This is a genomic window from Streptococcus sp. TATVAM-FAB8, assembly GCF_046592795.1.
GTDB classification, from domain to species: domain Bacteria; phylum Bacillota; class Bacilli; order Lactobacillales; family Streptococcaceae; genus Streptococcus; species Streptococcus ruminicola.
This window is the reverse complement of sequence record NZ_JAWVPQ010000017.1, coordinates 12,285-35,744: the sequence shown is the minus strand read 5'-3', so window position 1 is coordinate 35,744 and position 23,460 is coordinate 12,285. Positions and strand designations below refer to the sequence as shown.

General features: G+C 37.5%; 24 protein-coding genes. 2 read left to right on the top strand and 22 right to left on the bottom strand.

Annotated features, from left to right (window positions below; all coding sequences use genetic code 11):
- The 10 genes from SFC32_RS08215 to SFC32_RS08170 all read right to left on the bottom strand — a co-directional run.
- The coding region (locus SFC32_RS08215; protein ID WP_411216652.1) for a glycosyltransferase family 2 protein at positions 1 to 785 on the bottom strand (785 nt) is incomplete at its 3' end.
- A gap of 17 nt (positions 786 to 802) precedes the next feature.
- Entirely contained in the window at positions 803 to 1,924 is a 1,122-nt protein-coding gene (locus SFC32_RS08210; RefSeq protein WP_411216651.1) for a polysaccharide pyruvyl transferase family protein, read from the bottom strand.
- Positions 1,924 to 2,415 carry a glycosyltransferase gene (locus SFC32_RS08205; protein WP_411049867.1) on the bottom strand — a complete coding sequence of 164 codons (492 nt, stop codon included), beginning with the start codon at positions 2,413 to 2,415 and terminating at the stop codon, positions 1,924 to 1,926. The genes SFC32_RS08210 and SFC32_RS08205 overlap by 1 nt, the downstream gene beginning before the upstream one ends.
- A complete protein-coding gene (gene pssD / locus SFC32_RS08200; protein WP_411049866.1) occupies positions 2,415 to 2,864 on the bottom strand; it encodes a PssD/Cps14F family polysaccharide biosynthesis glycosyltransferase in 450 nt (149 codons plus the stop codon). Before pssD ends, SFC32_RS08205 begins: the two co-directional genes overlap by 1 nt.
- A gap of 40 nt (positions 2,865 to 2,904) precedes the next feature.
- Entirely contained in the window at positions 2,905 to 4,281 is a 1,377-nt protein-coding gene (locus SFC32_RS08195; protein WP_411049865.1) for a sugar transferase, read from the bottom strand.
- Positions 4,282 to 4,315: 34 nt separating this feature from the next.
- The gene (locus tag SFC32_RS08190; RefSeq protein WP_411049864.1) at positions 4,316 to 5,080 is read right to left on the bottom strand and encodes a tyrosine-protein kinase; all 765 of its coding nucleotides are present in this window, start codon (positions 5,078 to 5,080) and stop codon (positions 4,316 to 4,318) included.
- A 20-nt stretch (positions 5,081 to 5,100) separates the two neighbouring features.
- Positions 5,101 to 5,790 carry a Wzz/FepE/Etk N-terminal domain-containing protein gene (locus tag SFC32_RS08185; RefSeq protein WP_411049863.1) on the bottom strand — a complete coding sequence of 230 codons (690 nt, stop codon included), beginning with the start codon at positions 5,788 to 5,790 and terminating at the stop codon, positions 5,101 to 5,103.
- 8 nt (positions 5,791 to 5,798) lie between these two features.
- Positions 5,799 to 6,530, bottom strand: a complete 732-nt coding sequence (cps4B, locus tag SFC32_RS08180; RefSeq protein WP_411049862.1) for a capsular polysaccharide biosynthesis protein Cps4B — start codon at positions 6,528 to 6,530, stop codon at positions 5,799 to 5,801.
- 5 nt (positions 6,531 to 6,535) lie between these two features.
- Positions 6,536 to 8,050 carry an LCP family protein gene (locus SFC32_RS08175; RefSeq protein ID WP_411049861.1) on the bottom strand — a complete coding sequence of 505 codons (1,515 nt, stop codon included), beginning with the start codon at positions 8,048 to 8,050 and terminating at the stop codon, positions 6,536 to 6,538.
- Between the two features lie 184 nt (positions 8,051 to 8,234).
- Complete coding sequence (locus tag SFC32_RS08170) at positions 8,235 to 8,378, bottom strand: hypothetical protein (protein WP_411049860.1); 144 nt, start codon at positions 8,376 to 8,378, stop codon at positions 8,235 to 8,237.
- A 121-nt stretch (positions 8,379 to 8,499) separates the two neighbouring features.
- Between SFC32_RS08170 and SFC32_RS08165 the strand changes: the two genes are divergently transcribed.
- The gene (locus SFC32_RS08165) at positions 8,500 to 9,408 is read left to right on the top strand and encodes a LysR family transcriptional regulator (protein WP_039697075.1); all 909 of its coding nucleotides are present in this window, start codon (positions 8,500 to 8,502) and stop codon (positions 9,406 to 9,408) included.
- Positions 9,409 to 9,444: 36 nt separating this feature from the next.
- Here the strand turns inward: SFC32_RS08165 and SFC32_RS08160 are convergent, their stop codons facing one another.
- From SFC32_RS08160 to rpiA, 7 genes are all read right to left on the bottom strand, one after another.
- Positions 9,445 to 10,215 carry a LytR family transcriptional regulator gene (locus SFC32_RS08160; RefSeq protein ID WP_411049859.1) on the bottom strand — a complete coding sequence of 257 codons (771 nt, stop codon included), beginning with the start codon at positions 10,213 to 10,215 and terminating at the stop codon, positions 9,445 to 9,447.
- Positions 10,215 to 10,922 (bottom strand): purine-nucleoside phosphorylase, encoded by a 708-nt coding sequence (gene deoD / locus SFC32_RS08155; RefSeq protein ID WP_004231328.1) that lies wholly within the window; start codon positions 10,920 to 10,922, stop codon positions 10,215 to 10,217. The genes SFC32_RS08160 and deoD overlap by 1 nt, the downstream gene beginning before the upstream one ends.
- Positions 10,879 to 12,171, bottom strand: coding sequence for a chloride channel protein (locus tag SFC32_RS08150; protein ID WP_411049858.1), 1,293 nt, complete (start codon positions 12,169 to 12,171; stop codon positions 10,879 to 10,881). Before SFC32_RS08150 ends, deoD begins: the two co-directional genes overlap by 44 nt.
- The gene (locus tag SFC32_RS08145) at positions 12,155 to 12,859 is read right to left on the bottom strand and encodes a glutamine amidotransferase-related protein (protein WP_411049857.1); all 705 of its coding nucleotides are present in this window, start codon (positions 12,857 to 12,859) and stop codon (positions 12,155 to 12,157) included. Before SFC32_RS08145 ends, SFC32_RS08150 begins: the two co-directional genes overlap by 17 nt.
- Positions 12,860 to 12,896: 37 nt before the next feature.
- On the bottom strand, positions 12,897 to 13,709 hold the full coding sequence (locus tag SFC32_RS08140; RefSeq protein ID WP_074482086.1) for a purine-nucleoside phosphorylase: 813 nt from the start codon (positions 13,707 to 13,709) through the stop codon (positions 12,897 to 12,899).
- A gap of 10 nt (positions 13,710 to 13,719) precedes the next feature.
- Positions 13,720 to 14,931 (bottom strand): phosphopentomutase, encoded by a 1,212-nt coding sequence (locus SFC32_RS08135; protein ID WP_411049856.1) that lies wholly within the window; start codon positions 14,929 to 14,931, stop codon positions 13,720 to 13,722.
- 158 nt (positions 14,932 to 15,089) lie between these two features.
- Positions 15,090 to 15,764 carry a ribose-5-phosphate isomerase RpiA gene (rpiA, locus tag SFC32_RS08130; RefSeq protein ID WP_074559816.1) on the bottom strand — a complete coding sequence of 225 codons (675 nt, stop codon included), beginning with the start codon at positions 15,762 to 15,764 and terminating at the stop codon, positions 15,090 to 15,092.
- Positions 15,765 to 15,974: 210 nt separating this feature from the next.
- On the opposite strand from rpiA, the gene mnmE reads away from it, so the two are divergent.
- Positions 15,975 to 17,348, top strand: a complete 1,374-nt coding sequence (gene mnmE / locus SFC32_RS08125) for a tRNA uridine-5-carboxymethylaminomethyl(34) synthesis GTPase MnmE (RefSeq protein ID WP_074563477.1) — start codon at positions 15,975 to 15,977, stop codon at positions 17,346 to 17,348.
- A 36-nt stretch (positions 17,349 to 17,384) separates the two neighbouring features.
- Here mnmE and SFC32_RS08120 read toward each other — a convergent pair whose 3' ends face one another.
- The 5 genes from SFC32_RS08120 to SFC32_RS08100 form a co-directional block, all read right to left on the bottom strand.
- Entirely contained in the window at positions 17,385 to 17,969 is a 585-nt protein-coding gene (locus SFC32_RS08120) for a uracil-DNA glycosylase family protein (protein ID WP_039697082.1), read from the bottom strand.
- A 70-nt stretch (positions 17,970 to 18,039) separates the two neighbouring features.
- The gene (gene pepV, locus SFC32_RS08115) at positions 18,040 to 19,446 is read right to left on the bottom strand and encodes a dipeptidase PepV (RefSeq protein ID WP_411049855.1); all 1,407 of its coding nucleotides are present in this window, start codon (positions 19,444 to 19,446) and stop codon (positions 18,040 to 18,042) included.
- A gap of 162 nt (positions 19,447 to 19,608) precedes the next feature.
- Positions 19,609 to 20,211: a nitroreductase family protein gene (locus SFC32_RS08110; protein WP_039697084.1), complete on the bottom strand. Its 603-nt coding sequence runs from the start codon at positions 20,209 to 20,211 to the stop codon at positions 19,609 to 19,611.
- Between the two features lie 243 nt (positions 20,212 to 20,454).
- Positions 20,455 to 22,173: a hypothetical protein gene (locus SFC32_RS08105; RefSeq protein WP_411049854.1), complete on the bottom strand. Its 1,719-nt coding sequence runs from the start codon at positions 22,171 to 22,173 to the stop codon at positions 20,455 to 20,457.
- Between the two features lie 103 nt (positions 22,174 to 22,276).
- Complete coding sequence (locus tag SFC32_RS08100) at positions 22,277 to 23,449, bottom strand: AbiH family protein (protein WP_411049853.1); 1,173 nt, start codon at positions 23,447 to 23,449, stop codon at positions 22,277 to 22,279.
- Positions 23,450 to 23,460: the final 11 nt, after the last annotated feature.

Below are 23,460 nucleotides of genomic sequence, written 5' to 3'. Positions count from 1 at the left end.
TAAGCATCAGAATATGTTCTCCATTTTGCATATTCCCATGCTTTCCTAACCCTCTCGGAATTAATAATAAAACGTTCACTCATGTAGTCTAATGCATAAATACCATTAACCCATTTTTCTTCTGAAAATTTAGTCGTAGCACTTAACTCATTATCACGTCTATAATAATAAACTTTTCTATTCCCTCTTACAATGCTATTTGCCCTTTGAAAACAATCAACATTAAAGTTAAATCCCTCTCCAATAAAAATATCACTACTAAATAGCAAATTATTTTTTAAGAGAAATTCCCTCTTAAACATTTTACAATAACATCCTATTGGAACCCTGTAACAAAGAATTGATTCTACAGCTTTTTCAGGCGTCCAAAATTCTTTTACTTCCTCTACTACTTGATTTTTACTAAAATTTCCAAACATATCAGTAGTCAATGATATTTCACTTTCATCACCTATTAATTCGTATAGGTATTCAACATAATCTTGCATTACAAAATCATCACCATCAACAAAGCACAAATACTCACCGGTAGAATGATGAATTCCTGTATTTCTTGCTCGGCTTACGCCTTCATTCTTTTTATGAATAACCTTTATTCTGCTGTCTTTTTCTTTATAGTCATCACAAATTTGTTTACTATTATCGGTACTTCCATCATTTACTAAAATAATTTCAATATTTTCATAACTTTGATTTATCAGTGATTCGATACATTTCTGTAAAAATAATCCTGTATTATATACTGGGACAACAATCGAAATAAGAGGTTTATCTTTTTTTTTCATTGAAATTTTCTCCGTAACTATTCAATATCATTCTTTAAATATTCTTTTGCTTTAGTTCTCTGATCTTTTAAAAATATATCAACTTTATCATAATTGATAGTCTTATCCATAATCTGGTCAGATAATTCAACATTATATGTAGCTCTCTCACTCAAACCTACTCGATTAAGTAAATCCATCAATTTTTCTTCATTACCATAACTTGTCCCTACACTTTTTCGAACTAAAGTAACAAACGGTCTATGAGTTATGATTGAAAAAATGCTACCATGAAATGTATCTGTAATAATTTTCTCTGCATTTTTAAAATAAGCAAGGACTTCAAAAGGTGAGCAATCAATAAACTTGTCTGCCCCTCTTTGAACCCCACCAATTGCATATACTTTTAATCCCTCTTTCTTAGCATACGCTGAGATCCAATCGGCCTCTTCGTCGGAAATTCTACCAGAATATGCATAGAGAATTAAATACTTTTCATTTGGATTAATAGAAGGAATCTTGTCACACTCATTCATATAATCAAAGGTTAAAACAGGATCAAGATTATAAAATGGCTCCTTCCCTGTTAGTTCTTTAACAATTTTTCCAGAATTATTATCACGTACTGAAATTGCATCAAAACGTTCTAAATAAGAAGCAATCTCATTAGTTTTTTTATAAGTTGATAATTTTTCTAAAGTGGTATTTCCAAAGGATGCCGCATATGTGATTAACTTTTTAGCATTATTATCTTTTCCAAATAATTCTAAAGAGTAACCAACATTAGTATTCTTTTGAATACAATTAAATACTTCGTCACTTCCAATAACCATACAGTCTAACTCAGGATTATAGTTCATTTTATCACTAATACCAAGCATTGGCATATATTTTTTTGAAAAATTCTGTTTATGCTTGATGAAAGAAATTTTATGAGTTAATGGAACCTTTTGTTTAAACGTCTCCAAACCTTTATTAATTTTTCGAATAACCTTAATTTTATTTTCATCTTCAGAACTTATTACTGTAGCATCAACATGGTAGTCCACAAATTGAACTTCATGACCTTGCTCTTCAATAAGTTGCTTTAGTGCGTATGCCTGTAAAAAAGAACCATAGTTAGCGATACGCTGCATTGACATAATTCCAACCTTTTTCATCAACTCTCCTTAAAAAAACTTTCTACTTCTTCACGAAGTTTTTTATTGAATTGTTTATTATTTGATGAACTACTGTCATCAATCTTTAATTCATGATTCAAATAATCTTTAAGTTCTGAAATTTCTTCAACAACTTCAATACTATTGTATCGTTCTTTCACTTGTTTAGAAAAATCAACTTGGTGGTCATTAACATGTTCACCATATTTTTCTTGTCTTGGAACAACAATTGGCTTTTTGCCATTTGCAATAGCACTCATGAATGTAGCTGGTCCACCATGAGTAATAATGATACCTGATGTTTGCATCAATTCATTCATTTTGTCAAAACTGATTAAACTTGACCATTTGCAAAACTTAGGTTCATAAGTTGAATAACCAGTCTGTATAAAAACTTCATCTGTGATGACACCTGTTTCTACTAAACGATCAACCTCTTCAATTAGACGATTAAAAGGTTGTTCGTGTGTCCCAACAGTTACAAAAATCATTAGAATATACTCCCTAAATTAATTGCTTTTGGATAAACCTTTTTCATTTCTTCCCACTGAACGATAAATTTATCGGTTACTGGATAAACTAACTTACCTGTTACTGTTGGTTTATCAATTCTATCAAAAACTTCAATATAAACTGTTTTAGCTCCAAATAATTTACCAATATAAAAGAAAGGAACAGCTACAGCAGCACCCGATGAAATAATAACATCTGGTTTTTCTTTCTTCAAAACTTTGATAGCTAAAAAAGTATTTTTAATCAAATTCTTGATATTTCTATTTGTCGGGAAATGACACGGATACATTTTCTCATCTTTTAAAATACTCCTTGCATCCTCTTTATCAAAAGTAACCCAAAATCGCTCATTTTCGCTCCAGAAAGGTTTTAACATATTTAAATGAGCAAGGTGACCTCCTGACGAGCCAACTAAACAAATTTTCACTTTTTTCTCCTAAACTAAACAAAAAAGAGGGTTGCAGATGTTATCTGCTTCCCTCTCTCTTCAATACTACTTTAACTGTTTTTGCGAGGATTTTGATATCTTCGCTAAAGCTCCAATCTTGAATGTACTTCATATCAAGTGCGACAACTTCCTCAAAATCAGTGATATCACTACGACCGCTAACTTGCCAAAGACCTGTGATACCAGGTTTTGTGGTTAGTCGTTTGAAATGATGTAATTCATAATGATGGTATTCATCAAGCGTTGGTGGACGTGTCCCGACAAGAGACATGTCTCCTTTTAGGACATTGATGAATTGTGGTAACTCATCAATAGACCAATCGCGAAGTTTGTGCCCAAATGGAAAGATTCGAGGGTCATCTTCCATCTTGAACATCAAATTAGTATCCAAATCATTCTGCGCTAACAATTCTTTTTTACGCTCCTCAGCATCTGTATACATGCTGCGAAACTTGTAAATGTCAAAAACTTTACCGTTTTTACCGACCCTTTTCTGCTTAAAGATTAAAGGACCTGGTGATTCTTTCTTGACAATCGGAGCGATGATAATAGCCGCAATTCCTACTAAGACAATGCCAACTAAAGCTCCTACAATATCAAGTAAACGTTTAAGAATCAACTGACGGCACTTGACAATATTAACCGCTGTTGTGACAAAGGTTAAATCACCAAGTTTTTTAACAACACTATCTGAGACGTAATAATCAGACAGATTACCAGCTTTAATGGTCGTTGGAATACCAAGTAGTCTGATATAACGACCAATTTCTCTAAAATCACTCTGATAATTAGTATTGATAAAAATCTCATCAACCTGATGATTAGCGACAAAATCACGAATCTCATCAAGTTCCCAGATAACTGGGTACTCCAAATCGCTACGCTTATTGTGACTAACATAAGCAAGCACTTGATAATTGTTACTTTTTAGTACTTCTTCAAGTTTGTCTTCGTCACTAAAATCTGTCACCAAAAGAATTTTCTTAGAATCTGATTTCTTAGGCTTAAGACATCTTTTGACGAAAACTCGTCCAAGAAATACTAAAGCTGTCACAATAAGGAAAAGATACACCAAGAAATAATATGACATACTTGCAATATCATGGATGAATCTAAATTTTCCTAAAATCAGAACCAAAGATAACAGAACAACTGTTCTAGTACCATAGATAATTGAAGCTTTAAACTCTTGAAAATAACCTCTGTTTAAAATATTTGAATACTCATCATTTAAGACACTGATGAGGGCTAAAAGAGCTGCAAAGATAATGCCAAAGAAATTACTCCCAAAAAAGTGATAGGGATAAAAACTGGCCAAAATCTTATAAGCTACTAATAGCGCTACAATGTCAGATAGAAGATAATAAACTTTCTTTTTCGAATCTTCGCTATACATTCTCCCTATCCCTTTCAATCTTTACACATATAGCTTATTTTTTTGCTTTTTTACGGCTAGATTTATCTGACTTATCTTTTTCATCTTTACCGTATTTTCCGTATCCGTAACCATAGCCGTAACCATAGCCGTAACCATAGCCGTAACCATAGCCATACTTATCGGCTTTGAAGTCAAAGCGGTTAAGGATAACACCAAGAAAGACAGATCCACTTTGTTCTAATTGATCTTTAAGTTTTGTAATGGTACGACGCTTATCGACACCAGGTTTTGTGACCAAAAGGCTAGCATCTGAACTGTGAGCGATGATGGCAGCATCGACCACACGACCAAGTGGCGGTGTATCGATAATCACATAGTCATAAAGATCACGGACTGTCTCAATCATCTTATCGTAGTTATCATTTTGGATAAGTGATGTTGGATTTGGTGGAATCTTTCCTGCTGGGATGACCATAAGATTGTCAACTGACGTATCACAGATAACATCAGATAATTCAGCATTCCCTGATAAATAGCTTGATAAGCCTTCGTAGCGTTCTTGTGATTTAAAAGTCCCTGACATGACAGAGTTACGTGTATCAGCGTCAATCAAAAGCGTACGAAAACCTGCTTTTGCAAAAGAAACGGCAAGATTAGTCGCAGTTGTTGATTTACCTTCACCTGGTTGAGCTGATGTTAGAGCAATCACTTTAAGATTACGACCACTGAATTGGATATTTGTTCGAATAGAATTGTAATATTCTTCCAATGACTTAACCATTTGAGCTTTCGCTCTAACTAATTCTAATTGTGGCATGAGTTATACAATTCCTTTCCTTATAATTTATCGACGTCTGGTACCACACCAAGAAGGGTCATACCAAGAACTTCTTCGATATCCTCTGGACGACGCACGCGATCATCAAGCACTTCCGCAACCAAAATGCCGACAATGGCTAAGAATACTCCAGCAAGAGCACCAATAGCAGCATTTTTCTTAACATTTGGTGATGAGGGGTGACTTGGTTTTGTCGCAGATTCAAGTGTTGTCACGTCATCAACTTTTGTAACAGCTTTAATCTTTTCAGCGGCGACTTCACGAACAGTATTTGCAATATCACAAGCTCTTTGAGCATCTGTATCAGTGACTGAAATAGAAATTACTCGAGTATCAGTAGGAATCGTAACTGTAATTTTGCCTGATAGTTCACCTGATGACATAGAAAGTTTTTCTTGGTCAATAACTGATGATAAGACTTCACTTGATGTGATGACTTCTTTGTAGTCGTTAACCAAGTAAGAACCCGCCTGGAGATCTTGGTTGGTAAGAGTTGCATCACTGCTTCGGCTAACCACGTAGATACGTGTCGTAGATGTGTATTTTGGTTTAATGAAGAAAACACTACCTAGTAAAGCAATTGTCCCAACCAAAAGGCCAACAAAAACGATGAAGAATTTTTTACTCCATAACTTTCTTAACAAGTACAAAACGTCAATTTCGATACTTGCGTTGTCATTTGTATTCATATAAACTCCTATAAATCTTTATTTTCTAATAAGGTTTTCGCATTTCCTTCAAAAAGGTCGTAAGCACATTTTTCACCAAAGTCTTTAGTGATAATTTCACGTGCTTGATCCATGTAAGGTGGACGATATCCTAAGTTATGCATATCACTTGAAACGATATGAACCAGATTTTTCTCTAAGAAATAACGTGCTCGTTTTTTAAAGACACGGTACTTATCACCAAAAAGTCTTGACTTTAAGACATGGACACTATTAATCTGTGTGTAGCAACCCATGTTAATCAATTCGCGCACGCGGTCTTCTTGATTTTCAAGGGCATTGTAACGTTCGATGTGAGCGATAATTGGTGTCACACCAAGCATGAGAACTTTATTGACTGCCTCATGAATCTCTTTCCATGGTGTTGTCATGCTAAACTCAATCAAAGCAAACTGAGTATCTGCCATTCGAGGGACTTTATGATGTTCTAACTTATCAAGTAGAGCATTATTATAGTAGAGTTCGCCACCATATAAAATGGTTAAATCGTCATACTTAGCTTCTGCTGCTTCTTTAACTTGCTTAAAGTTAGCAAAGATTTTCTCTTCTGAGGTCTTAAATAAATCACGTCTACGATGTGAAGTTGAGACAATGGTCCGCACTCCTTGGCGATAGCTTTCACCGATAAGGGCTAAACTTTCTTCTATAGTAGAAGGACCATCATCGACATCAAAGACGATGTGTGAGTGAATATCTATCATCTAACTTATTTACCTTCCATAACATCTTTAATGGCTTGCGAAGCTTTAGCAACACTAGCATCATCTAGCTGAATCATATAAAGACTTGATGATGGCATCGCATATGACGTTAATTGACCAGTTGAACCTGTACCAGTAACTTCTTGTGACGTTACCGTAAACTTCTTACCTGAATCTAATTGGTTATTGACTAACTTCATCATGGTATCTAATTTCATATCTGTCTGGATTGAATCTTGTACATTTGAAATAATCGTTGAATAATTAGAAACGGATTTCAATGAAGTCATCTTATCTAAGATTGCTTGAATGACTTTCATTTGGTTATTACCGCGGTCATAATCACCATGTTCGAGGCTATAACGTTCACGAACAAAACCAAGAGCTTTATCTGAGTCAAGTGTTACGTTTCCAACTGGAAATTCATAATTACCATGAAGGCTTGTAAAGGCCTGACTATTGTAAACCGTAATACCACCTAACGCATCAATTAACTTCAAGAAGGAATCAAAGTTTAAACGAGCATAGTAGTCGATGGTGATGCCATAGAGATTTTCAAGAGTCTTCTCTGAGGTTTCAACACCATAGATACCAGCGTGGGTTAATTTATCGTATTGATCAGCGCCACCATCTGGAATCTTAACATAGGCATCACGAGGTGTTTCCGTCATCAAAATCTTATGAGTATTCATATTAACTGTTAAGATTAAGTTGACATCTGAACGCGATACGGTTGAGATAGAACCATATGTATCAATACCACTGATGTAAATGTTAAAGACATTTGAATCATGTGCCTTTGCTTCGTCTTTGATACTTGTCTTAATCTTATAAGAATAAATGGTCTTAAGATTTGATTGGAAATTCTCGTAAGACATTTCAAGCAAGCTTGAATAAGCACTGTTAAAGACCATTGCCTTGCTTGAGCCATTAACTAAGTTCTCATAAGCAGCTTGATAAGAATCAACTTTTTCTGTCGCTAAGTCTACTCCCTTTTCTGACTTAATGTGAGACAACAGTTCATTGATATTGCTACCGTCAGCATCTGTCGGTGCTTGAACACTTGTGAGGTCAGATACATCATTAACTGAGCTATTGCTTGGAACAACCACACTCATCTCAATTTCTGAGTAAGAAGCCGTTTCATTCATATTATGTGCCACATCGACCAAAGACTTAAAGGCAAAGAGGGATACTGCAGCAATGATTGAAAAGACAACCAAAAGGACAGTTGTTAAAACCCTACTCTTTTTAAGAATGCTTAATGTTAAACACAAAGCAAAAATAGCTACTAATATAATAGTATAAACAACGTTAAGATGTCTAAAGGCCAAGATATGATGAGCATACATCATATAAGTGGCAAGACCAGCAAGCACAGCATACAAGACTAAAAGCGCCGCATTCACAATCTTCAAATCAGCAAACCTAGAGCGCCGCCGTGAGCTCTTATGGTGCTTATGATGACTACTGTGATGGTGACCATGGTGACTACCATGATGATGTGAGTAAGTCGGCATTTTAATAAATCTCCGCTTCCTAATTAATTGTTAACGTTCTTATTTTAGCACTTTATAAGAGTTATTGCAATTTCAAAAAAATCTGAAACTTTACATGATAATTCGTATACTTTTAATAAATATTAGTTTTGACAACGTTTTACCGCCTTTAAAAATACCATTTTATGCACTTGTTACGTTTTGGTTACATTTTTGAAAAAAAGTCATCTTTATGTAATTGTTCGGTTTTAGGTGCTGCTTTTTGTGCATTTTTAAAATTTCGTCCATTTTTAGAGAGTATTTCCAAACAAAACATTATTCCCACTATTAAAACGGCAAGCGCAATCATTAGAAAAAATCATTCTATTTTTGTCTAAACTTTTAATCGAAAAGTTCGTTTTTTTATCGCTTTCACATCTACTACATTTCCACTACTTGCGGGATTTGCGATTTTGAGCTAAACTAAGGCTATGAGAATACAACAATTACATTACATCGTTAAAATCGTGGAAACAGGCAGTATGAACGAGGCTGCAAAGCAACTCTTCATCACGCAACCAAGTTTGTCAAATGCTGTTCGTGACTTGGAACGTGAGATGGGGATTGAAATTTTTATCCGAAATCCTAAAGGAATTACCTTAACAAAAGATGGTGTCGAATTTCTATCTTATGCGCGTCAAATCCTTGAGCAGACGGCGCTTTTAGAGGAACGTTATAAGAGTAAAAATACCAACCGTGAGCTTTTTAGCGTCTCAGCGCAGCACTATGCTTTTGTGGTCAATGCTTTTGTTTCCCTTCTGAAAAAGACAGATATGACACGTTACGAGCTTTTCCTTCGTGAAACCCGAACATACGAAATTATTGATGACGTCAAAAATTTTCGTTCTGAAATCGGGGTGCTTTTCCTAAACAGCTACAACCGTGATGTCTTGACAAAGATGTTTGATGACAATCATTTGACTTATACCAGTCTTTTCAAAACTCGTCCGCACATTTTTGTCAGCAAAAACAATCCGCTAGCTGAAAAGTCACTTGTGACTATGGAAGATTTGGAAGAATTTCCTTATCTTAGCTACGATCAAGGGATTCATAACTCTTTTTACTTCTCTGAAGAAATCTTGTCACAAATTCCACACAAAAAATCAATCGTTGTCAGTGACCGCGCGACCCTTTTTAATCTCTTGATTGGTCTTGACGGTTACACTATCGCTACAGGTATCTTAAATAGCAATCTCAACGGCGATGACATCGTCTCAATTCCGCTTGACGTTGAAGATATGATTGATATTGTCTACATTCGCCACGAAAAAGCTAATCTCTCAAAAATGGGTGAACGCTTTATCGATTACTTACTTGAAGAAGTACAATTTGATAAATAAAAAGTTCTTGGACAGAGTCCAAGAACTTTTTATGCTTCATTGTCTTAATTCATGCTTTATTATCTCATTGATTTTGTCAAAATAGAAGGCCTTTGTGTCATATTTAACGCCTGCATAAATGGCTAAATCAATGATTTTATCTAGAAAGGCTTGCGATGAGAAATTCGTTGTGCGATGAAGTTCTTCTTCATCAAATGGTTTAATCAGATGAGCAAGAGGGTTTCGGACAGATTTCTCAAATTGACGAAGCTCTGTGATTAAATTTTTAATATGATCTGGCAACTGACTGTATTGCAAGAGCTCTGCTAAACTACGAGACGTCACCTTTGCATCACGGCGAATCACCAAATACTTATGAAAAATAGGATAGTCGCTCTGCTTCATTTCTGTAAAAAACCAAGTATCATACTGATCATTTTTAGCATCATGGATAAACTCTTCTAGATTAGGAATCTCACGCTTTGCTAAGCGATAAAAGAGTCTGTATAGAATAGGACTAACTGAGCGGACAAAATCAATGATATTACCATTTCTAATTTTCGCTTCTAGGTCCATGATATAGTTGGCCAATTGTTCTTCTTGCCTATGATTCGTAATCAAATCAAAATCATACTGACGCCAAATAGCCTTGTTTTCAGATTGATGAGCAAAAAGGAAATCAACGTTTAATTCACGACGCTCTTTTAGCATTTCTAAAAGATAGCGGCTTGTCGATGGAAAATCTGCATGCTGCTCTGCTATTTTCCAAGCGTGATTATAAGCATAGACATCCAAAAGGATGTCTATCGTCTCGTATATTTCTTGCATTAATCAGCAATAAGAGTCTCAAGACCGACTTTCATCATGTCTGTGAAAGTTGTTTGACGTTCTTGAGCTGTTGTGTCTTCGTCAGCAACAAGGCTATCAGAGATTGTCATGATACCAAGTGCTTGAACACCGTGTTTGGCAGCGAGATAGTAAAGAGCAGCAGCTTCCATCTCAACAGCTTTAACACCAAGTTGACCAAGTTTGATGTTGTTTTCTGCGAAATCAGAGTAAAAAGCATCAACTGACAAGACACTACCTACGTGAGTTGTCATGCCAAGGTCTTGTGCAATGTGATATGCTTTATCAAGCAAAGTGAAATCAGCGATTTGTGGGAAATCGTATTGTGGCCATTCGTTTTTAATCATGCTTGATGTTGTTGCAGCTGCTTGCGCAAGGACAAGTTCACGCACGTGAACGTCTTTATTAAGTGAACCTGCTGTTCCGACACGGATTAATTTTTTAACACCGTATGATTGAATAAGTTCAGTCGCATAGATTGAGATTGAAGGCATTCCCATACCTGTTCCCATAACGCTGACACGTTCACCTTTGTAAGTCCCTGTGAAACCAAGCATACCGCGGACGTTGTTAAAGCAAACAGCATCTTCTAAGAAGTTTTCTGCGATGAATTTTGCACGGAGCGGGTCTCCCGGAAGTAAGATTTTATCTGCGATTTCGCCTTGTTTGGCTTCGATATGGATTGACATAAAAATTCCTTTCAATACGTTTAAAAATATTATTTATACAAACAGCTACCGCTACTGCAATGAGTAAAACTGGCAAAGCTTGTAAATTTTGTCCTGTAAATGAGACAACTAGTCCAACTGCTGTCAAAGGGGCATTCATAGTAATGGCCAAGAAAACACTTGACCCAATTAACATGGCTGAGTTCATCGAAATATCTGGAAAAGCTAACTGACAAAGCACAGCAAATAGAAATCCTAAAACTGCCCCCATTGAAAACGATGGTGTCAAGGTACCTCCGTATGCGCCATTTTTTAGCGTCAATAAGACAAGACAAGCTTTGATGATAAGAATAGGAATAGCATAAGATACAGCCATGCCATCAAAAACAGCTTGTGCCAAAGCTCCGCCATTCCCTAAAATCTCTGGAAAATAGAGGGCAACACTAGCTAAAAGTAAGAAAGTTAAAGGTAACTTCCATAAGATGGCTTCATGAGTCTCTTTTTTAACTTGTGCTTTTTGCGTTAGATGTCGAAAACCTTCTGCAAGTGGCGTGACAAGTACTGCCACCAAGACGGCTAACAGACAAGTGGCAAGATTAAGTGAAACTTGACCACCATGATAAAGGGGTGCATCCGATATAACGAGCCCTGCGATAAGGCTAGCAAGAAAACTCGTCAAAGATACCGACACGATATTCACCAAAGAAAGTCCAACACCCAAAGTCTCAAAAGCAAAAAAGATGCTAGCAATTGGTACTTGATAAACTGCTGAAAGACCAGCTGAGGCCCCACAAGCAATTGCAAGGCGTCTATCAGGCAAGTTCAAACACATATAATCAGAAATACGACCTGCTCCAAGAGCCCCAAGCTCTCGTGGCGCTCCTTCTTTTCCAATCGGAGATCCCGCACCAACCGAAGCTACCTGTAAGAAAATATTCATCAAATGAATTCCCAACACAGGGCGTTCAGAGCAAGGATTATCAGCCTTCATCTGAGATTTAACTGAGATAAGACGACGATTTTTTCGTTGAAGCACATACCAGATAAGCGCAGAGACTATCCCTGCAATCACAATCATCAAGAATTGTCTTTGGGAAATAGCTAGCATTTTTTCCTCTTCGCCGTGTCCCAACACAATTTTCTCGACCATTTCTAAAAATTCATGAAGTAAGATACCACCTAAACCAGCCACCACACTAGTTGCCAGTAAAACTACTCCAAAACGTAAACAATAGCTGAAATTTTGAAATCGATTATTTTGTATAAGCATCTAAAAATTGTTCTAACAAATGATTCATCTGAGAATAATCATAAGTTAAAATTTCTTGTTTTGTCTGGATATAAGGGTGTGTGGCAACTTGTTCATCATAATCAACTTCTTGAGCCAGTAAATCCTGAACCATGTCTTTTGAAAATTCCAAATGACATTGAAAAGCGTAATGCTTGTCACTATACTTGATGATTTGTCGTGGGCAACTTTGACTAGCGGCAAGAATTTGCGCCCCTTCTATCATGCCTGGCATATCACCGTGCCAATGACCAACAGTCACCGTCTTACTAAAATATGTCAAACATTTATCAGTTTTACCAGCCTGAGTCAAGGAAATCGGAAAATTTCCAATCTCCTTTTCAGGACTATGTTCAACTGGTGCGCCATAAGCTTCACCCAGTAACTGTGCGCCAAGACAAACACCAATGATGCGTTTATCATGTGCGATAGCATCTTTAATCAAAGCTATTTCAGTTTGAGCATCAAAATGCGGGCATTCTTCTACTGTCGTACGAAGGCTCTGCGGTCCCCCCATGACTATGAGTAAATCAATTTTAGAGCTGTCAACTGGTAACTGCTCTCCTTGATAAAGCTTTGTTAGGCTAACCTCATGACCACGCTTAATTGCCCAACCATAATAGGCTCCAGGTGCTTCAAAAGCTTCGTGAATAACAAAATGAACTCGCACAGCACACTCCTTTTATCCAAAGACTAAAGATTGTAAATTAAAGTTCTGCCAAAACAGCTTTAACAAGTGTTTTGAAATCTTCTTTAATTTGTTGTGTTACAGCTACTACTTCTTCGTGGTTAAGTGAGCTTTGGAAACCTGCTGCGTGGTTTGTGATAGCTGAGATTCCCAAGACTTTCAAACCTGAGTGAGCGGCAACGATAACTTCAGGAACTGTTGACATACCAACAGCGTCTGCACCAAGTGTTTGGAAGGCGCGGATTTCTGCAGGTGTTTCATAACAAGGACCTGACACACCAAGGTAAACCCCTTCGTCAAGTTTGATACCGATTTTTTCAGCAACTTTGTGAGCAATGGCACGGTAGTCTGCTGTATAAGCATCTGACATATCTGGGAAACGTGGTCCGAAATCATCAAGGTTAGCCCCAATCAATGGATTTTGACCAGTCATGTTAATGTGGTCAGAGATAGCCATCAATGTTCCTGGACCAAAGCCGATTCCTCCAGCAGCATTTGTCACGATAAGCCCTTTACAACCAAGAGCTTTCATCACGCGCACTGGGAAAGTTACCAATTCCATTGGGTTCCCTTCGTAGAAGTGGAAACGGCCTTGAAGAGCAAGGACTTTGTGACCACCAAGATCACCATAAACCAATTGACCTGCGTGACCTGCTACTGTTGATTTACCCCAGTTTGGGATTTTTTCGTAAGGGATGACAACAGCATTTTCGATTTCTTCGGCAAGTTCACCAAGACCTGAACCTAGGATAAGTCCGAATTCTGGAGCATCACAAGCTTGTGAGACTAAAAACTGACGTGCTTCTTCAATTTTTTCAATAATTGTAGACATGTATTACCTCTTATACTAATTTATCTAAGAATGATTGACCAATCATCGCTTTTTCAACGACAAAGTTTTCGGCGATTGTTGCTGAGATATCAGCGAAGTGTCCAACTGGCAAGATACCATTGCCTTTGAAGGCTGGACTGTAAGCTAACAATGGGATGTATTCACGTGTGTGGTCTGTTCCCGTGTAAGTTGGGTCATTACCGTGGTCTGCCGTAATCAAAAGAAGGTCATCTTCTTTCATGTTTTCCAAGATTTCAGGCATGCGTTTGTCGAAATCTTCAAGACAGTCACGGTAACCAGCTGCGTTACGACGGTGACCATACATCGCGTCGAAGTCCACTAGGTTTGTAAATGACAAACCTTTTGTGAATTCAGGCAACTGCATTGTTTTAAGAAGAGTATCAACACCGTGCATGTTTGATTTATTGTGACCCATATCATTTGTGATACCTGAACCGTTGAAGATATCATTGATTTTACCAACACCGTAAGTCGGCACACCAGCATCAGCCAATTTGTTAAGAACAGTAGGTCCAAATGGTGACAATGCGTAGTCACGACGGTTAGCTGTACGTGTGAAGTTTCCAGGTTCTCCAACGTATGGACGTGCAATGATACGACCAAGAAGTGCTGGACGTTCTAGTGTGATTGAACGAGCAAATTCACAGATTTTGTAAAGTTCTTCTACTGGGATAACGTCTTCGTGGGCTGCGATTTGAAGAACTGGGTCAGCTGATGTGTAGATAATCAATTCGCCAGTTTCCATTTGACGTGGACCAAAATCATCGATAACCGCTGTTCCTGAGTATGGTTTGTTAGCTTCACGAATGACTTTACGTCCTGAAAATTCTTCAATTTTTGTCAAGATTTCTTCAGGGAAGCCATCAAGGAATGTATCAAATGGTTCTGTAATGTTAAGACCCATGATTTCCCAGTGACCAGTCATTGTGTCTTTACCAAGAGAAACTTCTTCTAGTTTAGTTGCATAACCTGTTGGTTGAGCTTCAGCTGGAACAGTTTTTAAAGGTGTTTCACGCGGAATGTTTCCAAGACCGATTTTAGCCATGTTTGGAACGTTAAGTCCGACTGTTTTTGAAATGTGACCAAGTGTGTCTGACGCACCATCAGGAACACCAGCATTGACAAAGTTATTGGCATCTGGTGCTGCACCAATTCCGACTGAATCAAGCACAACAAGGTGAATACGATTAAAAGTTGACATAGTTTTCCTAATCTAGGGTGGTTACGGTTGGCACCCAAAACCTCCTAATCAACTGCAAGGTATGCAGGATTAGAAATAATAATTTGATTTTTTGCGATAACATAGCAAACAGGAGACTATCGGCTATTCTTAGTCAAACCATCTCCTGTAAACTTTCTTTATTTAGCTTCTAAAATTTTAACGCCGTCTTTACCAGCAACGATAACTTTGTTAACCATACCATTGAAGAGACCGTGTTCAACAACACCGACCATGGCTTTCAATTCTTTACCAAGTTCGACTGGATTTTTAATAGCACCAAGGTCAAGGTCGATGATATAGTTTTTCATATCAGTGACAAAGCGTTCGCCGTTTGCCATGCGGTATGATGGTTTGTAACCTTTTTTCTCGAATTCACGGAAAATGCGGTCAGCACCATATTGCACAACTTCAACTGGCAATTTGAAAGCACCGAGTGTGTCGACCATTTTAGATTCGTCAACAACCCAGATGTATTCTTTACTTGGTGTAGCAACGATTTTTTCCATAAGAAGAGCACCGCCGCCACCTTTGATACCGTTGAAGTTTTTATCCACTTCATCAGCACCGTCGACAGTTACATCGATAACATCGATATCATCAACAGCTTTCAAAGGAATACCAAGGCCTTCTGCTTGAGCTGTTGTTTGGCTTGAAGTTGTCACACCGACAACTTTAAGACCTTCTTCTTTCATACGACGACCGATTTCTTCAACGAAGAAATATGCTGTTGAACCAGTTCCAAGTCCAACGACCATGCCGTCTTTCACATACTGAGCAGCTGTAACACCAGCCATTTTTTTAAGTTTTTCCATAACAACCTCACCTAAATTTATATGTAAAACAAAAATTACCTATTTCCAACTAACTATTATATCATGATTTAGGGTGTTTTCGCTACAATGGATTACTCAAAAATCGCTTTTCTGCTCCTTTACTTTCAATCCTCTTCTATTGCTTGAAAATCTTATTTGCGTTACAATTAAATAGGATATTTTTTGAAAAACTAGATTGGAATGACATAAATGATTACAAAAGAATTCGACACAATTGCTGCGATTTCAACACCTTTAGGGGAAGGGGCTATCGGAATTGTCCGACTTTCTGGGACTGACGCGCTAGCTATTGCCCAAAAAGTTTACCGTGGTAAAGATTTGTCAAAAGTTGCCTCACATACGATTAATTACGGGCACATTGTTGACCCTGATAATGATGAAATTCTCGATGAGGTTATGGTCTCTGTCATGTTGGCACCAAAAACGTTCACACGTGAAAACGTCATTGAAATCAACACGCACGGTGGGGTTGCTGTTACTAACGAAATCTTGCAACTCCTTCTTCGTCAAGGCGCTCGTCTTGCTGAACCTGGTGAATTTACCAAACGTGCTTTCTTGAATGGTCGTGTGGACTTGACTCAAGCGGAAGCCGTTATGGATATTATCCGTGCCAAAACTGATAAAGCAATGAATATTGCTGTTAAACAACTGGATGGTTCACTGTCAAAACTCATCAACGATACGCGTCAAGAAATCCTAAACACCCTTGCTCAAGTTGAGGTAAACATTGATTATCCTGAGTACGACGACGTGGAAGAAATGACAACAGCTCTTATTCGTGAAAAAACACAAGAATTCCAAGAACTTTTGGAAAATCTCTTGGCTACTGCAAAACGTGGTAAAATCCTTCGCGAAGGTTTGTCGACTGCTATCATTGGTCGTCCAAACGTTGGTAAATCAAGTCTTTTGAACAATCTTCTTCGCGAAGATAAAGCCATCGTTACAGATATCGAAGGAACAACCCGTGATGTGATTGAAGAATATGTCAACATCAAAGGTGTGCCTTTAAAATTGGTCGATACCGCTGGTATTCGTGAAACAGATGACGTGGTTGAAAAAATCGGTGTAGAACGTTCTAAAAAAGCTCTCGAAGAAGCTGACTTGGTTCTTCTTGTCCTTAACAGCTCTGAACCGCTAACTGACCAAGACCGTGCTCTTCTTGAACTCAGCAAGGATAGCAACCGTATTATCTTGCTTAATAAAACTGATTTACCAGAAAAAATTGAAGCTGATGAGTTGCCTGATGATGTGATTCGCATTTCAGTTCTTAAAAATCAAAACATTGATTTGATTGAAGAACGTATCAACCAACTCTTCTTTGACAACGCTGGTATCGTTGAAAAAGATGCAACATACCTTTCAAATGCACGTCACATCGGTTTGATTGAAAAAGCTGTACAAAGCTTGCAATCAGTCAACGAAGGACTTGAAGCTGGTATGCCAGTTGACCTTCTACAAATTGACTTGACACGTTGTTGGGAAATTCTTGGAGAAATCACTGGTGAAGCAGCACCAGACGAACTCATCACAAAACTCTTCACACAATTCTGTCTTGGAAAATAGGAAAAACTCGCCAGACGATGGCGAGTTTTTTAATACCTATTTTTCTAAAATAGCTTTGACACGCTTTTGAAGGTCTGGGATGACTTCTTCTTCAAACCATGGATTCTTGCGCTGCCAAATGTTATTTCGTGGCGATGGGTGCACCAATGGGAAAAATTCTGGCAAATAGTCTTTATAGTGTTTGACGGTATCCGTAAGCTTAGCTGAGGATTTTTGATGAAGATAATAACGCTGCGCATAAGAACCAACTAAAATATGCAACTCTATATTGGGTGCTAAAGCTAGGGTGCGCTTGTGCCATTTATCGGCAAAACCTTTTCGTGGCGCTAAATCACCTGATTTCCCCTTACCTGGAAAATAATAATCCATGGGTACAACCGCAAAAAGTCCAGAATTATAGAAAGTCTCACGGTCAACGCCTAACCATTTTCGTAAATTATCCCCACTCGGGTCATTCCAATAAAGTCCCGATTCTTGCGCTCGAATACCAGGAGCTTGCCCGACGATATTAATTCGAGCGGTTTTTGGAACGGTAAAAAGTGGCTTAATGCCTTGCTCGGTGTATGAGGCATTTTGCTCATCAGCCATAATATCAGCCACTAATTGTTCAAGGCTATCCATACAATCACTTCTTCCTAAAAAATAAAGAAGAGTCTTTTGCTAACGCAAAAGCCCTCTTCTTTTTTCTGTATTATTTGATCAATTCGTAAAGTGCTTCAGCGTAGATAGCAGCTGCACGGTAAAGATCTTCAACATCTGCGAATTCATTTGCTTGGTGCATTGTGTTCACGTAGTCTGGGAACATTGCACCGAAGGCAACACCGCGTTTAAGAAGACGACCAAATGTACCACCACCGATAACTTGTTCGTAACCTTTCAAGCCAGTTTGTTTTTCGTAAACTGAAAGAAGTGTTGAAACCAATGGATCATCAGCTGGAACATAGTGTGGAGTGTGTTCGTGCTCTGACAATGTCACTGCTGTCACACCATCAAGTTTTTCAAGCTCAGCTTTGATTGTTTGAGCATCAGTACCTTGTGGGTAACGGAAGTTAAGTGTGATTGTGTTGTCATCTGAGTTTCGGTCAAATTTGAAGACACCAGCGTTCATGCTAAGGGCACCCATTTTAGCGTCTGTGTAAGCAACACCAAGGTTTTCACCAGCAAAGTCTTTGTGAAGAACGTTAGCTGTTGTGTCAAGGTAAACTTTAGCAGCACCGTCAAAGGCAAATTGATCCAAGAATTTAGCAAGGTAAGTTGCTGCGTTAAGACCAAGTTCTGGAGTTGAACCGTGAGCTGATTTACCGATAACAGTTGCGCGGAAAGCATCGCCTTCTTGAACAAGTTCTGCTTCAAGGTTTTCAGCAGCGGCAAAGGCAGCCAATTTTTCTTGAAGGTCAGCCAAAGTGCTGTCAGCTGTGAATACTGCAGTTGCTGATTCTGGAACCATGTTATCACGAAGACCAGCTTCAAAAGTATTCAAAGTGAAAGCACCGTTGTTTTCACCTGCGAAGTGAAGGTATTCAGTAATGTTACCTTTTTCACCATTGATGATTGGGAATTCAGCATCTGGAGAGAATCCAAAATCAGGATCTTTCAAGCCATTGTGTGCGAAATAGTATTCCATATCGCCCCAACCTGATTCTTCGTCAGTACCAACGATGAAACGAACACGTTTAGATACTGGCAAACCAAGTTCTTTGATGATTTTAAGGGCATAGTAACATGCCATTGTTGGACCTTTGTCATCTGAAGAACCACGCGCATAAAGACGACCATCTTTAATAACTGGTTCGTAAGGGTCAGTTTCCCAACCGCTACCTGCAGGCACAACGTCTAAGTGAGCAAAGATACCAAGTACTTCGTCACCTTCACCAAATTCAAAGTCACCAGCGTAGTTGTCGATGTTACGAGTTTTGTAACCATCGCGTTCAGCCATTGCAAGGAAATGTTCCAAAGCTTTTGCTGGACCAGGTCCGAATGGGTGCTCTTTATCAGCTTTGCTGTCATCACGTTCAGAGTTGATGCGCAAAAGTGCAAAGAGGTCTTCCATCATGGCATCTTTACGTTTTTCAACTTCTGCTTTAAAGTCTACTGTCATTTCTTATAACTCCTCCATAAATGTAGCTTCTCTTTCACAGAAAAGCCACGTCATTTTATCTTTTGAGCCAACTTACCAATAGTAACTCATATTTTAAGATTTGTAAACCTAGTTTGGTAAATTCTTCACTAAGTTTTATGCATAAAGCTTAAAAAGTTCTGCTTATCGACGTTCGATGATTTCATCCACTGGCAAACGATAACTTGGTTCTGGTTTATCATCGCTGTAACCAACTGTTATCAAAAGTTCTGGACGGAAACGTTTGTCAATTCCTAGAATGTCATTTGGCAGAGATTTGTCAAAACCAAGAATAATATTTGATGAGATATCTTGGTCAGTCAAAGCTAGAACCAGATTCATCGCAACAATCCCAGCATTGAGTGCTAGGTATTCGCCTTTACGTTTATCATCATATTCTGCATAACGTGCTGGCAAAGTTTCCATATAATATTCTAGCTTGGCATTGTCCAATGATTTGACACCAATGCGAGCAATCTTGCGAGAGCGTTGCACTAAATCAGTATCTGTAAAGAGTGCCACAACATATTGAGCTTCTTCAACTTGTTTTTTGTTAATATCTGGGAGATGTTCAGCCAGTTCTGCTTTTTTCTCTTCAACAATCACAAATTTCCATGGTTGAATGTTATTAGCACTAGGTGCTAAGGTAGCAATTTCAATAGCAGTACGCAAATCTTTATAGTCTACGGGTTTGTCATTGAAAGTTTTGACGGCATGGCGCTTTTTATTCAATTCTAGAAATTTCATAAGCGACCCTCCTTTTTTAATTCTATGCTCTTTTATTTTATCATTTTTTGGAAGAGTTTACAGCTATTTTGCACGGCTGCTGATCCAAAAATTAAGTCGACTTAAAAAGAAAAACCAGAACTTGCGTTCTGGTCTTAAGATAAAATCTTTTTTTGCTCGTTTCACTCGCAAGCAATTCTGAAATCTAATTGTGATAACAATAACCTAAAGAATTAAGTTCATTTATTTTCTATTTATCAGTTATTATTTCATCGTTTTTTTCTTGATGAGGTAAGCTAGGGTTGCTAGCCATGAGAGGATGTTCACGACAATCAATGCCTTAAACCAAGTGCTGATGTGGTAGGTAATGGTTAGCGTGTTTTTTCCTGCTTTTTGCATCACGGTTGGTGTGCCAATACCAGACAAAGAATAATCCTTATCGCTCAGTTTTTTGCCGTTAAGCGTCAACTCAGTATCCTTATACTTAACAGCTGGGATGATCGCCCAATCGCTGGTATCTGCATACCAAGTGAAGGTTAGCTCATTATCTCCTTGTGTTTTTTTGAATAAATCGGTATGCCCTAAGACAAATTCTTCATACAAGACGTATTTGTTTTCTTTGTTTGATTTGTCAGCCGGCAAGTAATCAGGCGTTGATTTTGACACAATATCCAGCAGTTTAAATTTATCTGAGTCGTAAAAGCTTGCTCTCACATCGGCAGGATTTCCCCAGATAAAGGTGTGCTTCTTACGTTGAATTGGGTATTTAGTATTGTAATACTCATCAATCTTTTCGCTCTGCAATTGTGATAACTGTGCTAAGCTTAAAACATTGATGACAATTAATCCGACAGTAACGATTTTTGACCATTTTTTATCAAAATAACGATCCAAAACCATAGCCGCTACTAAAAGCAACAAGACAGTGGCTGGCACAAAGAAACGAAATGGAAATTGAATCAGATTAACCAGCGGAAGATTCAATTGGTTGACCGTATACCAAGGGAAAATACTGCTTGATAGCACCAAGAAAAGGAAAAATGCCCCTGTCACCACGCGCAGCAATTGATCAAAATGACGCCAGTGTCTAAATGAAAAGTACAGTTGATACAAAAGTACCAAAACAAGCGCCTTAGGCGTTAACAACCACTCGATACTGCGTTGGTTGACGGTCATAATGTACAATTTTGAATTGATGAATGGCTCAACCAAATTGTTGCTACGTCCAACATCAACCAAAGCTGCCCAGACGTTTGCTGTTAGTAAAAGGCTAAGCAAAACAGCTTGGACACCCTTGAAAAAGACTTCTTTTTTCTCAGCAGATTTGAAAAAGCCGTACAAGTAAAATGGCAAGTAAGCCAAGATTAACAAGAAACAGCTAAGCATGTGGACTTGCATCATAACTGCCACTGCTACTGCCAAGCGCAGCACACCTACTTTTTTCGTTCTGATAAAATCAACAGCTGGGATTAAACACCATGGCATAAAAGCTGCGCCCCAACTTGAGAAACCTTGTCTAAAGGTCCAGTACTGAACCGAAAACGTCATCATGTAAAAGACTGCTACTCCAAGGGCTATTTTTGGTTTGACAGAAGCTCTGCGATTCAAACGATACATCGAAAAGCCAGCAATCACACTCAACAAGAAACGTGACAAAAGCTGATAGGTATACCAGTTTTTGCTGATGAGTACCAAAATCCCTTGAAAATAAGCAAAATACGGGCCATATAAAGCATTAACAATTCGACCTGAACTATAAAAGCCATATAAGGAAATAAAGTAGCTAAAATTTCCAGTCTTAAGTTGCATCGCTGTCTCATAGAAACGATTGTAGTGAAAGAGAAAATCACTACCCGCAATAACACCACGAGACGTTAATTGGGGAAGCAAGAGTAACACGGCGACCAAAACAATCACAATGCTTGGAAGCCAAGTGCTCTTTTGACTTAACTGAGAGAGGCCTTGCTTCATTTTTTTAAACATGCGTATCTCCTTAAAAATCCCTATCCATGTTAGCACAGTTTAAAATAGATTACAATCAGAAAAAGAAAGTTTCATGAAAGTTTTCAGATGGTATTAACTTCAACTACAAAAGTTCTCTTTCCATTCTTTGGACATCATCACATTTTACAAATGCAACTTTTTGTTCAGCTGTTAATGATATCATTCTTTCTTTTTCTAAAATTATAGTTAAATTCTTAACAATCTCTCTTTTAGCTTTTTCATCATAATAGTTAAATATAAACTTATACTTTCCGCCTCTTTTTTCGGCTAAATCAAAACATTTTTCGAAAATTTCCTTATCCAAAGGGTCGACCGAGTGTCCAAAAACAATAATATTCATATCATCAACAGCTTCACCTGAATTTTTAGGTTTTTCAAAGAATTTTCTATAGTCACTTCCTGTCTCTTTTATTATTCTTTGATAAAATTTTTGATAAGAAATTAAATCAGGATTAATGTTTTCAGTCTTGTCTTCTTTGTCCTCAATACCAAAAACCATAGTATTAATTGATTTTTTATTACGAGCAAAATCAATTCTTCCATGAATAAAATGAGTATTTTCTTCAGAAATACCAAATAGTCTATTCGCAGTATCTGTGTAGTTGAATGTTAACACTTTTGCTTTTTCAAGCCCTTCAATAACATCTAGATTACTTCTTCTTTTCTCTATTATTCGTTCCTCAAAATCTAATTTATCAAGATAAGTTAAATAAAACTCTAGATAATCAGTCAACTCTTCAAGTGCTTGAATAAATTCTTCATTGCACTTGTCCAAGATTTTTTGAAAGCCTTGACTACGATGAAAACTACGATCAATTAGATAATCTGCCACAAATGACAATACACTAAAATTTGACTTAGCCTTAAATTTCTCTTGTAATTTAGGCCAACCTTTAACAAAACCATTGCTAAAAAAGATTGGTCCAAATTGTTCAAGGTGCTCTTTAAAATATGAGATTGCTTCTGCAATATCAGAAATTACAAGTTCAATACTTGACCATTTTTCACCAAGTTTACTTTTATTCTCATTTATATATTTCAAAAAAAGATTTTTGGAAATTTTTGAAAAGTAGTCATCTTTTTCAATCTTTTTCTCTTGAATTAAGCCATTAATTATATTAGTATCAAAAAATTCTTCTGAATTAGAAGATTGAACAGATATTGAATTCAAAAACCTTAAAAAATCTTCATAACTAGTTTGGCGTCCCATTGCTAAATCAAAGCCGTTTCCTAATATTAAAATATTTTCTACCACAAATTATCTCC

Bases quoted from the DNA above. Each gene is read 5' to 3' on its own strand.
- mnmE (WP_074563477.1), top strand. From the start codon at position 15,975: ATGATTACAAAAGAATTCGACACAATTGCTGCGATTTCAACACCTTTA.
- SFC32_RS08190 (WP_411049864.1), bottom strand. From the start codon at position 5,080: ATGCCACAATTAGAATTAGTTAGAGCGAAAGCTCAAATGGTTAAGTCA.
- SFC32_RS08195 (WP_411049865.1), bottom strand. From the start codon at position 4,281: ATGTATAGCGAAGATTCGAAAAAGAAAGTTTATTATCTTCTATCTGAC.
- SFC32_RS08160 (WP_411049859.1), bottom strand. From the start codon at position 10,215: ATGCAAGAAATATACGAGACGATAGACATCCTTTTGGATGTCTATGCT.
- SFC32_RS08120 (WP_039697082.1), bottom strand. From the start codon at position 17,969: ATGGATAGCCTTGAACAATTAGTGGCTGATATTATGGCTGATGAGCAA.
- SFC32_RS08205 (WP_411049867.1), bottom strand. From the start codon at position 2,415: ATGATTTTTGTAACTGTTGGGACACACGAACAACCTTTTAATCGTCTA.
- SFC32_RS08150 (WP_411049858.1), bottom strand. From the start codon at position 12,171: ATGCTTATACAAAATAATCGATTTCAAAATTTCAGCTATTGTTTACGT.
- SFC32_RS08185 (WP_411049863.1), bottom strand. From the start codon at position 5,790: ATGAATACAAATGACAACGCAAGTATCGAAATTGACGTTTTGTACTTG.
- rpiA (WP_074559816.1), bottom strand. From the start codon at position 15,764: ATGGAAAAACTTAAAAAAATGGCTGGTGTTACAGCTGCTCAGTATGTG.
- SFC32_RS08175 (WP_411049861.1), bottom strand. From the start codon at position 8,050: ATGCCGACTTACTCACATCATCATGGTAGTCACCATGGTCACCATCAC.
- SFC32_RS08105 (WP_411049854.1), bottom strand. From the start codon at position 22,173: ATGTTTAAAAAAATGAAGCAAGGCCTCTCTCAGTTAAGTCAAAAGAGC.
- deoD (WP_004231328.1), bottom strand. From the start codon at position 10,922: ATGTCAATCCATATCGAAGCCAAACAAGGCGAAATCGCAGATAAAATC.
- cps4B (WP_411049862.1), bottom strand. From the start codon at position 6,530: ATGATAGATATTCACTCACACATCGTCTTTGATGTCGATGATGGTCCT.
- SFC32_RS08210 (WP_411216651.1), bottom strand. From the start codon at position 1,924: ATGAAAAAGGTTGGAATTATGTCAATGCAGCGTATCGCTAACTATGGT.
- SFC32_RS08165 (WP_039697075.1), top strand. From the start codon at position 8,500: ATGAGAATACAACAATTACATTACATCGTTAAAATCGTGGAAACAGGC.
- SFC32_RS08170 (WP_411049860.1), bottom strand. From the start codon at position 8,378: ATGATTGCGCTTGCCGTTTTAATAGTGGGAATAATGTTTTGTTTGGAA.
- SFC32_RS08110 (WP_039697084.1), bottom strand. From the start codon at position 20,211: ATGAAATTTCTAGAATTGAATAAAAAGCGCCATGCCGTCAAAACTTTC.
- pepV (WP_411049855.1), bottom strand. From the start codon at position 19,446: ATGACAGTAGACTTTAAAGCAGAAGTTGAAAAACGTAAAGATGCCATG.
- SFC32_RS08135 (WP_411049856.1), bottom strand. From the start codon at position 14,931: ATGTCAACTTTTAATCGTATTCACCTTGTTGTGCTTGATTCAGTCGGA.
- SFC32_RS08140 (WP_074482086.1), bottom strand. From the start codon at position 13,709: ATGTCTACAATTATTGAAAAAATTGAAGAAGCACGTCAGTTTTTAGTC.